At 41.4% G+C, this 13,149-nt stretch carries 9 protein-coding genes; 4 read left to right on the forward strand and 5 right to left on the reverse strand.

The window, feature by feature from the left end; genetic code table 11:
• Positions 1–12 precede the first annotated feature (12 nt).
• The 5 genes from pfkA to ftsW all read right to left on the reverse strand — a co-directional run bounded on the left by pfkA (position 13) and on the right by ftsW (position 9,882).
• Entirely contained in the window at positions 13–1,023 is a 1,011-nt protein-coding gene (gene pfkA / locus D8797_RS04005; protein WP_125379353.1) for a 6-phosphofructokinase, read from the reverse strand.
• A gap of 84 nt (positions 1,024–1,107) precedes the next feature.
• Complete coding sequence (locus D8797_RS04010; RefSeq protein ID WP_125379354.1) at positions 1,108–4,218, reverse strand: DNA polymerase III subunit alpha; 3,111 nt, start codon at positions 4,216–4,218, stop codon at positions 1,108–1,110.
• A gap of 323 nt (positions 4,219–4,541) precedes the next feature.
• Positions 4,542–5,546, reverse strand: a complete 1,005-nt coding sequence (ccpA, locus tag D8797_RS04015; RefSeq protein WP_005590686.1) for a catabolite control protein A — start codon at positions 5,544–5,546, stop codon at positions 4,542–4,544.
• Positions 5,547–5,773: 227 nt separating this feature from the next.
• A complete protein-coding gene (gene ppc / locus D8797_RS04020) occupies positions 5,774–8,620 on the reverse strand; it encodes a phosphoenolpyruvate carboxylase (protein WP_125379355.1) in 2,847 nt (948 codons plus the stop codon).
• A 47-nt stretch (positions 8,621–8,667) separates the two neighbouring features.
• Positions 8,668–9,882: a cell division peptidoglycan polymerase FtsW gene (ftsW, locus tag D8797_RS04025; protein WP_125379356.1), complete on the reverse strand. Its 1,215-nt coding sequence runs from the start codon at positions 9,880–9,882 to the stop codon at positions 8,668–8,670.
• A gap of 227 nt (positions 9,883–10,109) precedes the next feature.
• Between ftsW and D8797_RS04030 the strand changes: the two genes are divergently transcribed.
• The 4 genes from D8797_RS04030 (at position 10,110) to D8797_RS04045 (ending at position 13,082) form a co-directional block, all read left to right on the forward strand.
• Positions 10,110–10,955, forward strand: coding sequence for a glycoside hydrolase family 25 protein (locus D8797_RS04030; RefSeq protein WP_125370646.1), 846 nt, complete (start codon positions 10,110–10,112; stop codon positions 10,953–10,955).
• A gap of 133 nt (positions 10,956–11,088) precedes the next feature.
• Positions 11,089–11,931, forward strand: a complete 843-nt coding sequence (locus D8797_RS04035) for a DUF368 domain-containing protein (RefSeq protein WP_125379357.1) — start codon at positions 11,089–11,091, stop codon at positions 11,929–11,931.
• Entirely contained in the window at positions 11,931–12,407 is a 477-nt protein-coding gene (locus D8797_RS04040) for an aminoacyl-tRNA deacylase (protein WP_125379358.1), read from the forward strand. Before D8797_RS04035 ends, D8797_RS04040 begins: the two co-directional genes overlap by 1 nt.
• Positions 12,408–12,440: 33 nt before the next feature.
• Complete coding sequence (locus D8797_RS04045) at positions 12,441–13,082, forward strand: histidine phosphatase family protein (protein ID WP_125379359.1); 642 nt, start codon at positions 12,441–12,443, stop codon at positions 13,080–13,082.
• Positions 13,083–13,149 lie beyond the last annotated feature (67 nt).

A 13,149-nucleotide genomic window follows, 5' to 3' on the forward strand; every position in this document is an offset into this window, starting at 1 on the left:
CTGATTGACCAATTAAATATTAATGCTGCGATTGAGCTCTGCTAAGCTGATATCAGCTTTGTGTGGATTGTTGACAACGATTTTGCCATCTGCAGTCAGGCTAAAGAGTGCGCCTTCTTCAGCAGTTCCCAAGATTGGGCTTTCCACCATTTCTTCATTACGGATACCTACGGCAACACCACCGATACCCTCTTTAAGTAGTTTAACGGCATGCGCTCCCATACGAGAAGCCAATACACGGTCGCGAGCAGTTGGTGAACCACCACGTTGGATGTGACCAAGTTCAGTCACACGGAGATCGCTAGTATCACCAGCTTCTTTCAGCTTTTTACCAAACTCATCTGCTGACATAACTCCTTCAGCAAGAACAATGATATTATGCTTCTTACCTTTTTCATAGCCACGTTTGATGCTGGCAACGATATCTTCAATCTTGAAGCCTTCTTCAGGAATGATAATTTCATCTGCACCTGTAGCAATACCTGCCCAAAGTGCGATATCTCCAGCGTTACGTCCCATTACTTCAACAACGAAAGTACGACGGTGACTGGATGATGTATCACGGATCTTGTCGATCGCATCCATTGCAGTTGTAACAGCAGTATCAAAACCGATAGTGAAATCTGTTCCGACAATGTCATTGTCAATAGTTCCAGGTACACCAACAGCTGGGAAGCCATGCTCTGTTAAGCGCATCGCACCATGGTAAGAACCGTCTCCACCGATAACAACTACACCTTCAATACCGTGTTTCTTCAGTTGTTCGATTCCCTTTAATTGCCCTTCAAGTTTTGCAAACTCAGGGTAGCGCGCTGAATGAAGGAAAGTTCCTCCACGAGAAATAATGTCTCCAACTGAAGTCGCATCAAGTGGATAAATATCACCAGCAACCATTCCAGCGTAGCCGCCATAAATCCCATAAACTTCCATTCCTTCGGAAATTGCTTTACGAACAACTGCACGAATAGCAGCATTCATACCAGGGGCATCTCCACCACTGGTCAAAACAGCAATACGTTTCATTTCGTAATGTGCTCCTTTATCTTTTTAACATTCTTATAGATTATACCACAATCAGAATAAAAATTCTCTTATTTTCCTGATTTTTTACCGAAAAACCGTTTTCATGCTGTAATTTTCTAGTTCAGCTTGAAGTTGGTCTGATTTTTGAACTTGAAAGCCTGTTGCAGGAACCGTTTTCTTGTCATTCTCATAGCGTAGCACCACGGGAATATCCCCAGGGTATCGCTGCAGGATCTCCGCAATCTGCCTGTCGTGACTAGTATCAGCTAATTGGATCCAAAAGCGTTCTGAGCTTGCTTTTTCCACCTCTGCTAGAACCATCTGTAGTCGGCCATCCCTCTCCTGAATTTTTCCAGTCAGATAGTAATAGCCTTTTTCTTGGATTAGTTGAGCAAAGCGGCGGTAAACCTCCGGAAATAAGGTGACATCCAACTTTTTCTTCGTATCTGTCACTTGCATAAAGGCCATGTTTTCACCATTTTTTGTGCGAATAACTTTGATAGACTGGACTTCAACTAGAATGGTCGCCTTACTATTATCGGCCAACTCTTCAATCCAGACAAAAGGATGATGGGCTTTCTTAGCTAGGCTAATGAGCGGATGATCACTAAGGCCAATCCCAATCAGGGCTTGCTCCTGCTCAAACTTTTCTGCAGCAGTAAAATCCTCAGCATCCGTCCATGAATAGCTAGTATCAGCAAATAAACTCCCCAACTCATCTGCAAAGACAAAAAGATTCGGTAGATTGTGCAAAATCTTCTGGCGATTGGGCTCAAAAACATCAAAGAGCCCTAATTGCACCAAAGGACTTAAAAGTGGCAATTTATGATAACTCTGCGGCAGGCGTAAAATGAAATCTTCCACACTGCTGAAGGGATTTTTTTGACGCTCTTCTATGATCCAGAAAGCAAAATCTCTTGGCAAGCCCTTGATATTTTTCAGGCCAAGATAGATTTTTCGCTCCTGAAACTTATCTTTATAGGGGATGTTATGGATGGTCAAGGGAGCTAGCTCAAAGCCAAATCCAAGTGCATCCGTGATATAATCCGAACTCGAGTAATTGAGCATAACATCAAAGAAGATGTCTGGATAATGAGCCTTGAAATATGCCAACTGAAAAGCTAGAGCCGAGTAAGCATAGGCATGACTGCGGTTGAAGCCATAACCAGCAAATTTCTCCATGACCGCAAAGACTTCCTTGGCTTTAGTCTCTGAGTGCCCCAATTTGACAGCTCCCCTGACAAATTCTTCCTCCATTTTATGCATTTCAGCAGCATTTTTCTTGCCCATCGCTCGTCGTAAAATATCGGCCTTCCCCAGACTAAAACCACCAAAGCGCTGGGCTACCTGCATGACCTGCTCTTGGTAAAGCATGATGCCATAGGTTGGAGCCAAGATATCCTCCAAGCTCGGATCAATCATCTCCACGCGCTCGCGACCATGCTTGCGCTTGACAAAGTTATCAATATAGTCACTAGCTCCAGGACGATTGAGAGAGGTGGTAGCCACTACTTCTTCAAACTGGACGGGTTGGACTCTTTTCAAAAGACTGATGGCACCCGCTTGTTCAAACTGGAAAATACCCTTGGTATTACCCGCTGCAAAGAGGCGCAGAGTTTCCTCGTCCTCCAAGTCAATACCAGCAATATCAATATCAACTCCGTATTTGTCCAGAGCCGCTTCTTTCATCCGCTGGACAAAGGTTAAATTGCGCAGGCCCAGAAAGTCCATCTTAAGCAGTCCATTGCTTTCGACACCGTGGGCATCGTACTGGGTGAGATACATGTCCTCCCCGTATTTTAAGGGAATTTGATTGGTCAAATCATCGTCACTCATGACGACACCAGCCGCATGGATTGAGGTCTGACGTGGATTGCCTTCGATTTTCTTAGCAATTTCAAAAGCCTTCTGGTATTCTAGTTTGCTATTGATAATCTGACGAAAGGCTATATTTCGCTCATAAGCAGTGGTTAAATTATCTCGAAAACCGATTTTTTTGGTCATATTGGTCAGCTCGTACTCTGGCAAACCAAAGCGCTTAAAGACATCTCGGATGGCCTGCTTGGCTCCAAAGGTTGAATAGGTCACAATTTGAGCCGCATGCATGCTACCATAACGATCTCGGACATAGCGGATAAACTCTGACCGATACACATCGGGAATATCAATATCAATATCGGGCATGGTATAGCGCTCTAGATTTAGGAAACGTTCAAACAGCAGGTTCTTTTCTACTGGGTCAATGCCTGTAATCTCCAAAGCATAGGCCACCAAACTGCCAACTGCAGATCCACGTCCCATCCCCATGTAATAACCTTGACTGCGGCCAAAGCGCAGCAAATCCCAGACGATGAGAAAATAGTCATCAAAACCCATCTGATGAATAACATCCAGCTCCTGATCCAGCCTTGCTTGATAGACTTCACCTGCAAGCCCCCGCTTGGCTAATCCTGCCTCAGCTAACTCCCGCAGCTCCTCCACAGCAGGACGCTCAGGATTGAAGCGCGGAAGTTTCAACTCGGTGTTGATTTCATAGTGAACATCAGCTATCAATTTCTCCAAGTTAGTCAAACTCTCTGGAAAGTTTTCAGCGAAAGCTTCTTCTAAAGAGGCTGGCGCTAATAAAAATTCATGGTTTGACAGATGGCCGACCTCTCGCAAGCTGATATTATCCCGAATCGCCCTCAACATCTGCAAGGTTTCCAAGTCTCCCTGCTCAAAATAACGAACCGTATGTAAGGGCAGGACTGACCTAGTCAATTCCTGCCTAGGCGTATCTGGAAAGACCCCAACATAAAAGTCTAAACCAAGATCTAGTTGATCCACGCCCTCAAAGATTGGCACAATCAGAGCCAAACCTTTAAAAAGATGTTGAAAATCTTCCCAATTTTGACGATTCATCATTTTTAGAGTCGAAATCTTCATCAAATTGCGATAACCCTGACTATCTATGGCTAACAGTCTCAGATTGAGAGGATTTCCATCTTTATAAATTTCCATTTCCAGACCCAGCAAGGGCTGAAGTCCTGCCGCTTTTGCCTCCTCTAGAAAATGATAAGCCCCATAAAGATTGTCCACATCCATCATGCCTAGACTTTTGTAGCCCAGGCCCTTGGCCCGTTGAACATATTTTTTGATAGAGACTAAACTATCCATAAAGCTATAAACAGTCTTGGTATCTAGTTGCGTAATCACAAAATTCTCCTTGATACAGCTACGATAAATGATGCCTACTAGTAAAAAGAAGATAAGAAAAATGCGTTTCCACTTCTTTATTTTTTTCGTTTTACTGAAAATCTATCCCAAGCTCTAACTAGCCTATTTCTTCTTAACCTTCGTCAGTCAAGTAAGTAGAACAAGAACTAATTTCAGCATTCCTACTTCTATTATACCTAAATTTCTGTAAAGAAGAAACTCAGAGACTTTTATATTCGGCGACTGTGTTTAACTAAAATAAAAAACGGGACAGAATTAAATTCTTTCAAAATTTAATTCTGTCCCATTCCGTATCAATTTTATTATTTACGAGTTGATTTACGTTCATTGATCGTATGAGCTAGGAGAACCTCGCGCTCTTCCAACTCTTCTTTATGCATAATCTTCGTCAGCATCCGCATACTAATCGCACCGATGTCATACAGAGGTTGTCCGATAGTAGACAGATTAGGGCGAGTAAAGCGAGCAATTTGCGAATCATCGCTAGTAATGATTTCAAAGTCTTCAGGAATACGAACACCTCGATCAGCCAAACCATTAAGCAAACCTGCTGCCAACTCATCTCCGGTCACAAAGGCCGCCGTAGCCTTTGAAGCAATCAGACGTTCAGCTAGATGATAACCATCATCGTAGCTATACTTAGACTCGAAGACTAAGCCTTCGCTGTACGAAATTTTCTTGCCCTTCAGAGCTTCTTTGTAGCCAGACAAACGGATTTTACCATTGATATCATCTACCAAAGGACCGCTGACAAAAGCAATTTTCTTGTTGCGTTTAGCCAATAGTTCCACAGCATCAACGGTTGCCTGTTTATAATCAATATTGACACTTGGTAACTGATGCTCTACATCCACCGTGCCTGCTAGAACCACTGGTGTCCGTGAACGTGAAAATTCTGAGCGGATTTTCTCTGTCAGATGGTAGCCCATAAAAATAATACCATCTACTTGCTTAGAGAAAAGGGTATTAACAACCGAAACTTCCTTGTCATCATCTTCATCGCTGTTTGCCAGGACGATATTGTACTTATACATTTCGGCAATATCATCAATCCCTTTGGCTAAAGTAGAGAAGTAACTATTCGTGATATTAGGAATTACAACACCAACTGTGGTCGTCTTTTTGCTGGCCAAACCACGGGCAACTGCATTAGGACGATAGTCAAGACGTTCAATTACTTCTAGTACTTTTTTTCGTGTATTTTCTTTTACATTCTTGTTACCATTTACAACTCGGCTGACTGTCGCCATTGAAACTCCCGCTTCACGGGCGACATCATAAATGGTTACTGTGTCGTCTGTGTTCATATAGTTTCCTTTCTTTTGTTGAAAATATCGTTTTCATTTTTCTACACTTATCATTGTATCACTAATTGTAAACACTTTCAAGTATTTTAGCGCACAGATATGAAAACTTTTTCATTTTTTATTTACACGAATCGCAGGAAATGAATTATTGACTCAAAATAGTTTAAACTCAATAAAAAATCGGCTCAAAAGCCGATTCTTTTATATCATTTAAAACTGCTTATACATCAACCAGAATTTCGTAGTCCTGTCGCAATTCCATTGATGGTAATGTGGATCAAACGTTCTTGTTCTGGTGAAAGTTCTCCTCGGCGCTGACGCTTGATCAGCTCAAGCTGAATATAGTTCAAAACATTGAAATAAGGCATCCGATAGTTCAAGCTATCCTTGAGATAGGCATTTTCTGCTAAGAGCTCGTCATGGCCTTCAATCGCCAAGATAACATCCTTGGTCAGCTGCCATTCATCTAGGATTGTATTGAAAATATCGCGTACATTTTGGTCTTCACAAAGTTGCGCATATTCAAAGGCAATATTCATATTGGACTTGGACAGCACCATATCGACATTTGACAAGAGGGACTGGAAGAATGGCCATCTCTGATACATAAATTGAAGGAAGGCCAGATTCTTTTCAGGATCTTCATCGATAAATTCTTTGAAGCTAGAGCCAACGCCATACCAACCAGGGAACATAACCCGACTTTGAGACCATGAGAAGACCCAAGGAATGGCTCTCAGGCCGCCGATCTCAGTGATCGTTTTACGGGCCGCTGGACGAGAACCGATATTAAAGCTAGAAATGGCCTTAATAGGACTAGACTCAAAGAAATAGTCGTAGAAACGTTCGTCGCCAAAGACTAGATCACGATAGATTTGGTAGCTTCGATCAACCACTCGATCCATCACTCTCTCGTATTCATTGGTCGTATTACTATCACTCTTCTTATAGCTTATCATACGGTTAATAGCCGCCGATACGAGCATTTCCAGATTGTAGTAAGCAGCATCCTTATTACCGTATTTATTGCCGATGACCTCACCCTGCTCTGTCAGGCGGATACGATCATTGATACTCCGCAATGGTTGTGAAGTGATTGCCTCATAGGTTGGGCCACCGCCACGACCGACAGTTCCTCCACGACCATGGAAGAAGGTAATCTTGACGCCAAACTTATCACCAATAGCTGTCAGCTGTTGCTGAGCCTTGTAGAGTGTCCAGCATGATGATAAATAGCCACCATCCTTGTTACTGTCTGAGTAGCCCAGCATGATTTCTTGATAATTGTTTTTAGAAGCAATCCATTTTTGAGCAATTGGCAGAGATAGATATTTCTCCATAGTATCGCAGGAATTATCTAGGTCCTCAATCGTTTCAAACAGAGGAACAATCTGCACACGCGCACCTTCTTCATCGATCAAGCCGACTTCCTTGAGCATAATCGCCAACTCTAGCAGATCTGATACACTAGTTGAATGGGAAATAATATTTTGCTTGATAACATCTTCGCCAATCGCATCCTTAAGCTGACGAGCCGTCTTGAAAATCTCTAATTCCTTTTGTAGAAGTTCAGATTTAGGTGCATGAGTGGCTGACAGGACCCGTGGATCCTCCAGAAGCTGCTTGAGAAGGACTTGGCATTTTTCTTCCTCTGACAAGCTGCTGTAATCCTCCACAATATTAGCAGAAGCCAAGAGCTCCGCCACACAAGCCTCATGGACACTAGAATCCTGACGCATGTCAATGCTGGCCAAGAAGAAACCAAAAATGTCAACTGCTTGTAGCAATTCAGTAAGGTCTCCGGTCACCAGAGCTTGTCCATTGTGCTCCAGCAAAGAATCACGAATAACAAGGAGATCTTCCTTAAACTCTTGTGCATCTTTATAAGATGGAAGTTGTTCTTTTCGTAATTCATCTAAACTACCACTAAGTTTAGACTGGATATAATTTGGAATGATTTCTCTACCATTATGGCTAACTGAAGTAGCTGAATTTGCATGCAGGACGGCTTCAGCTTTATCAGCCAAACGATGTCCTTCACCAGAGAAATTACCTTCTTTCAGATAAAGTAAGGTCTGAATCAACTTGGACTGAATATAATGAAAGGCACGGCGATAAGGCTCATTTTCCCGATAAACAGACTTGTCGCTTGACAAAGCTGCCATCTTGGCTACAGCTTCACTTGTTTTTGAAAGATTAGTAGACAGGGAGAAGTTACGATAGAGCGTGTAAACCTTATCAATGTAATAATTCAGAATAACTTCGCTCTGTACCGTTGCAGACAATTTCAGAGTTTCAGCGGTTACAAATGGATTTCCATCCCGGTCACCACCAATCCACATTCCCATGGTGATCGGCTTAGGATTTTCCAAATGGATTCCTTTTTCTTCTGCTAAGCGTTTATACTCTAGCATCAGGTTCGTGATTGCCTGAAGAAAAGAACTGTTATAGTATTCCATAACGTTAGTGATTTCATTGGTAACTTTAAGTTTCTTTTCCCGAATCATATCAGTCTGCATCATCAGCTCGATATAGCGACGGAGATTGGCTAACCATTTCTTTTCGTTCACCAGACCAGCTTTAACATCACGATGCTGGCGCAACAGTGTGTGAATATGATTAGTCAAATCCAACATGGTCTTGCGCTGAACCTGAGTCGGATGAGCAGTCAAAACGGGAACAACATTTAGATTTTCCAGTATTTCTTGTGCATTTTCTCGTGTTGAAACCAAATCAATCGTCGTCGAAAGCTTACCAAGGTAATCTTGGTCGATATTATTTTGATGATTGATCTCATAAGCCAAGTCAACATCTTCAGAAATATTGATGAGTAGAGGTAAAATAGCAAAATAGCGTGAGATATAGACCATATCATCCGTAGATAATTCTTCTACCACTGCTTTCAGCTCTTGGTATTTAGATTGAACTGCTAGTTCTTCAATCATGGAGATTTTAGCAAAAGTGTCAGGACTGAGAATATCCCGGGTAATATCTACCAACAAGTCCGTTAAAATAGAAACTTCTTCTCGAATCATTTCTTTATTGCTATAATTTTCTAATTTTGTAAATGACATTATTTACACCTTTCTATTGTTGAAGAGCTAACATACAAGAAGATCTTTTAGGATTGACTTACTTCTAGTTCCTGATACATGGCGTTTCGTCGCTCATTAGCATCAATATTTAAAACAAAGGCAATGGCAACTGATAGAACCAATAAACTGTTTCCCCCCTGAGATAAGAACGGGAAGGTTACACCGGTTGAAGGGATCAAGCCCGAAATACCACCAATATTGACAAAGGTTTGCATCAGAATCATACCGCCAATTCCCAAAGCCATCATAGAATTAAATGGATCTTTAGCCCTTGTACCTACGAGAATAATCCGTAAAATCAAGAAAAAGAGCAAAGCTAAAATTAAAGTAGCTCCAAAGAATCCGACTTCCTCAATAACAATCGAGAAAACAAAGTCTGTATGAGCCTCTGGTAGGTAACCTCGTTTTTCGATAGAATTTCCTAAGCCTAAGCCAAACCAACCACCATTACTCATAGCATAGTAGGAGTTGGCTAACTGGTGACCTGAGCCAGACAAATCGTCAAATGGATTGAAAAAGGCACTAAAACGCTTTGCGACATACCCAAAAACAGGAACTTGCTCAACACGCTTGACACCTATCAACCAAATACTCGCTAAAACTGCTGCCGACCCTCCTACAACAGCACCAAGCATGGTCGAGAACCATCTGTAAGCAACTCCGCTGGTGGAAATTACAATCAAAACTGTTAAGAGCAAAATGGTCGCATTTCCTAAGTCGGGCATGATAACCACCAGGCCTATCAAGAAAGCAACAATAACCCGCCAATCCGTAACAGCACGCGGAATCAACTGATTAAAGGTGATTGCTTGATAATCATATACTTCTATTTGTTCTTGTTTCTTAGAAAACTGTAGGGCCAAATACCAGACCAAAATAATCTTCAGATATTCTGCCGGCTGAGCAGTAACTGGGCCGATTTTTAGCCAACCGTGTGCTCCGTTGATGGTTCCCGTGATAAAGCGCGAGAGCAGAAGCAAAATCGTTTCAACTACGATAACAAAAGTAATCACTCCTGGCCTCTTCAAAAAATCCAGCTTCATGCGGTAAATAATCCAAATCATCACCAAACTGAAGAGCCAAAAAGCCGCTTGAGTGACAACCATTTGAAAACTATTGAGCCCATTTTGAATGAGGATGGGGCTCGTCGTGGAATAAACGACAATCAAGCCAATGCCAGATAACAGCATGTACGGAATCAAAATTGAGTAATTCAATAAATGCTTTTTGTCAATTTTCATATTTCACCAATTTATTCTAAAAATTCAAACTTCATTATACCACTTTTTGATTCGAAAAAAAAGCATTAGGATGGCTTCCAAAAATATTTACTTATTTATCGCCTCAAAAATCCAATTATTTCAAATTGTTTTATCTTCTATTGCAATCAGATTACATTTTCGCATTTCGCTGGAAATATAGATAAATACTTTGCTTTTCTATTTATTTTACGTTACAATGAAACAGTATGAGAAAAAGGATTAAACCGCTTGCACTCTTGCTATTCTTTGCTTGCTTTATTCTATATATTGTCATAAGCAAACACCATCTTGATGTGCAAATTAAACAAGCCCAAACAAAAAAAACTCAAGTCAGTCAGGTGACAACCAAGAAAAAAAAGGAGGAAACTCCTTCAGACGAACCTGAGGAAGAATTGCTTAATAAGCCTATCGTTGACCTTTCCGGTTGGCAATTGCCCAGCGAAATAGACTATGATACCTTATCAACAAATATTTCTGGAGCTATCATTCGCGTGCATAGTGGAGCTCAAGCAAAAAAAGAAAATGTTGCCACTCATTTAAATGGACTTGACAAATCATTTGCTACCCATATCCAAGAGTTTCAAAAACGGGGGATTCCTGTAGCTGTCTATGCTTATATAGCGGCAGGCAATATCAAAGAAATGGAAAAAGAAGCTGAAAGCTTCTACAAGGCCTCTTCGAAATATAAACCTACCTTTTACTGGCTTGATGTTGAAGAAAAGACCATGGGCGACATGAACGCAGGAATTGAGGCCTTTCGTGCCAAGCTTGAAAGTCTTGGAGCTCAAAATATTGGTATCTACATTGGGACCTATTTCATGGAAGAGCATAGTATCTCAACTGAGAAATTTACTGCCGTTTGGATTCCAACTTATGGCTATAATGACGGCTACTATAACGCTGCTCCAAATACTGAACAACCCTATGACCTACATCAATACACCTCAGAAGGTAAATTGGAAGGTTTCCCACATAACTTAGACCTCAATCAGCTCTCTCCCGTACAGGATAAAAAAGAGACTTACAAGAAATTATTTTCAACACCAAAATAAAAAAGATGCAAGATAATTGTTAGGAAATCTTGTATCTTTTTTTTCTGTACAAGATATTTTTCTTGCTTTTTTCAGAAAAGTATGTAGCTTTATGGTACAATAGTCTAATGAAAAAGACTTGTAGGGAGATATTATGATTTCATGGATTGCTAGGATGTTAAAAGGAATGATTATCGCGCTTGGCTTCATCCTACCTGGTGTGTCTGGCGGTGTATTAGCCGCGATTTTGGGGATTTATGAGCGAATGATTCGCTTTTTAGCCCATATCAAAGAAAATTTTATCGAGAATGTTCTCTACTTCACTCCTGTAGCTATTGGGATGGTTTTAGGGATCGCAGCCTTCTCCTATCCAGTCAATCTCTTGCTGGATAATTACAAGGTTATCGTTCTCTGGGGCTTTGCTGGAGCCATCATCGGCACCATTCCCAGCCTGATAAAAGAATCCGTCAAGGAATCCGACAGAGATCGAGCCGACACTGTTACCTTCTGGCTTAGTTTCATCTTGTCGGGCGTCTTCCTCTATTCACTAAATGGAATGGTGGGAACACTGCCAGCTAACTTCTTATCCTTTGTTTTAGCAGGTGCTCTTATCGCCTTAGGAATCTTGATTCCGGGACTCAGTCCTTCAAATCTGCTATTGATTTTAGGGCTCTATACTCCTATGCTGACAGGATTTAAACGCCTAGATTTATTTGGCACCTTCCTGCCAATCGGCATCGGTGGCGCTCTGGCTCTGATTCTCTTTTCAAAAGCCATGGACTACATTTTGAAGCATTATCATTCCCGCGTTTACCATTTTATCATTGGCATTGTATTGTCCAGCACCTTACTCATTGTTCTCCCTCAAAGCGGCAACAGTGAGAGCATTAGTTATGCAGGAGTATCCATTTTCACACTTGTTCTTGCTGCCTTTTTCTTTGGATTAGGTATCTGGCTAGGAATTTGGATGTCCCAATTAGAAGAGAAATATAAATAATGGCTAAAAAGACAAAACTCAAAAAAACACTAGTCGAGCAAATTTTAAACAAGGCAAAAATCGAGCACCAAGGCTTGCAGATTAATGCTTTGGATGATAGCCTGACAGAGGAATTTGACCGCTCACTCATTTATAAAACACTGGCTTTAAACGGGGATAAAACAGGAACAGTCATTGGCATTCTCCCCATCACCGAACATCTGTCGGAAAAGAAATTAGCAAAAATTTCAGGCAATAAAAAAGTCAGCATGATTCCGCAGAAAGATTTAGAAAAAACGACTGGTTATATCCATGGTGCAAATAATCCTGTCGGCATTCGCCAAAAGCACTCCTTCCCCATTTTCATTGACCAAACGGCTCTGAGTCGCGAAAGCATCATTGTTTCTGCTGGTGAGGTCGGCCGTAGCATCCAGATCAAGGCTCAGGACTTGGCTGACTTTGTTCAAGCACAGTTCGCAGACTTGAAAGAGGACTAGGCTATTCGCTTCAAAAGGAAAAAGGATCTTGATATGAAATTGTATTTTATCCGACATGGAAAAACCGAATGGAATCTAGAAATGCGTTTCCAAGGGGCAAGCGGAGATTCTCCACTGCTGGCGACATCCATTGATGAGCTCAAGCGCTTGGGCAAGCATTTATCAAACGTTCAATTTGATAAAATCTACTCTAGCGATTTGCCTCGCGCTTACCGTTCTGCAGAAATTATCCAAAGTGAAAACCAGTATCAAACCGACATTGTTCCAACTCCTCAACTAAGAGAGTGGGCTCTTGGACAACTAGAAGGAGCCAAAATTGCTACTGTAGAAGCCACTTATCCTCAGCAGATGTGGGCTTTTCGCCACGATCTATCCCAGTTTGATCACCAACTATTTGAAGCAGAATCCGTCGCTCAAACCACCAATCGGACAATTGCCTTCGTGAAGTCTCTCAAAGGGAAAGATTTTCAAAATGTCTTGATTGTCGGACATGGAGCTAACCTAACTGCCAGTATTCGTCGCCTGCTCGGTTATGAAACATCTTTGCTCCGTAAGGACGGAGGCTTGGCCAATGCTAGCGTCACCATTTTGGAAACAGACGATTTTGACTCTTTCAAGTTACTTGCTTGGAACAACTTAGATTACATGCTAACTGATGAAACTGCGAATCTTTAAACATCGCAGTTTTTATATTTTTATCAATAATTATTGCTGAATTTCCTTTTATTTTGTGATAAAATAG

The organism is Streptococcus cristatus (assembly GCF_003944225.1).
In the GTDB taxonomy this organism is placed as follows: Bacteria; Bacillota; Bacilli; order Lactobacillales; family Streptococcaceae; genus Streptococcus; species Streptococcus cristatus_K.

Coding starts and splice junctions, on each gene's coding strand:
- pfkA (WP_125379353.1), bottom strand. CDS start 1,023: ATGAAACGTATTGCTGTTTTGACCAGTGGTGGAGATGCCCCTGGTATG.
- ccpA (WP_005590686.1), bottom strand. CDS start 5,546: ATGAACACAGACGACACAGTAACCATTTATGATGTCGCCCGTGAAGCG.
- ppc (WP_125379355.1), bottom strand. CDS start 8,620: ATGTCATTTACAAAATTAGAAAATTATAGCAATAAAGAAATGATTCGA.
- ftsW (WP_125379356.1), bottom strand. CDS start 9,882: ATGAAAATTGACAAAAAGCATTTATTGAATTACTCAATTTTGATTCCG.
- D8797_RS04030 (WP_125370646.1), top strand. CDS start 10,110: ATGAGAAAAAGGATTAAACCGCTTGCACTCTTGCTATTCTTTGCTTGC.
- D8797_RS04035 (WP_125379357.1), top strand. CDS start 11,089: ATGATTTCATGGATTGCTAGGATGTTAAAAGGAATGATTATCGCGCTT.
- D8797_RS04040 (WP_125379358.1), top strand. CDS start 11,931: ATGGCTAAAAAGACAAAACTCAAAAAAACACTAGTCGAGCAAATTTTA.
- D8797_RS04045 (WP_125379359.1), top strand. CDS start 12,441: ATGAAATTGTATTTTATCCGACATGGAAAAACCGAATGGAATCTAGAA.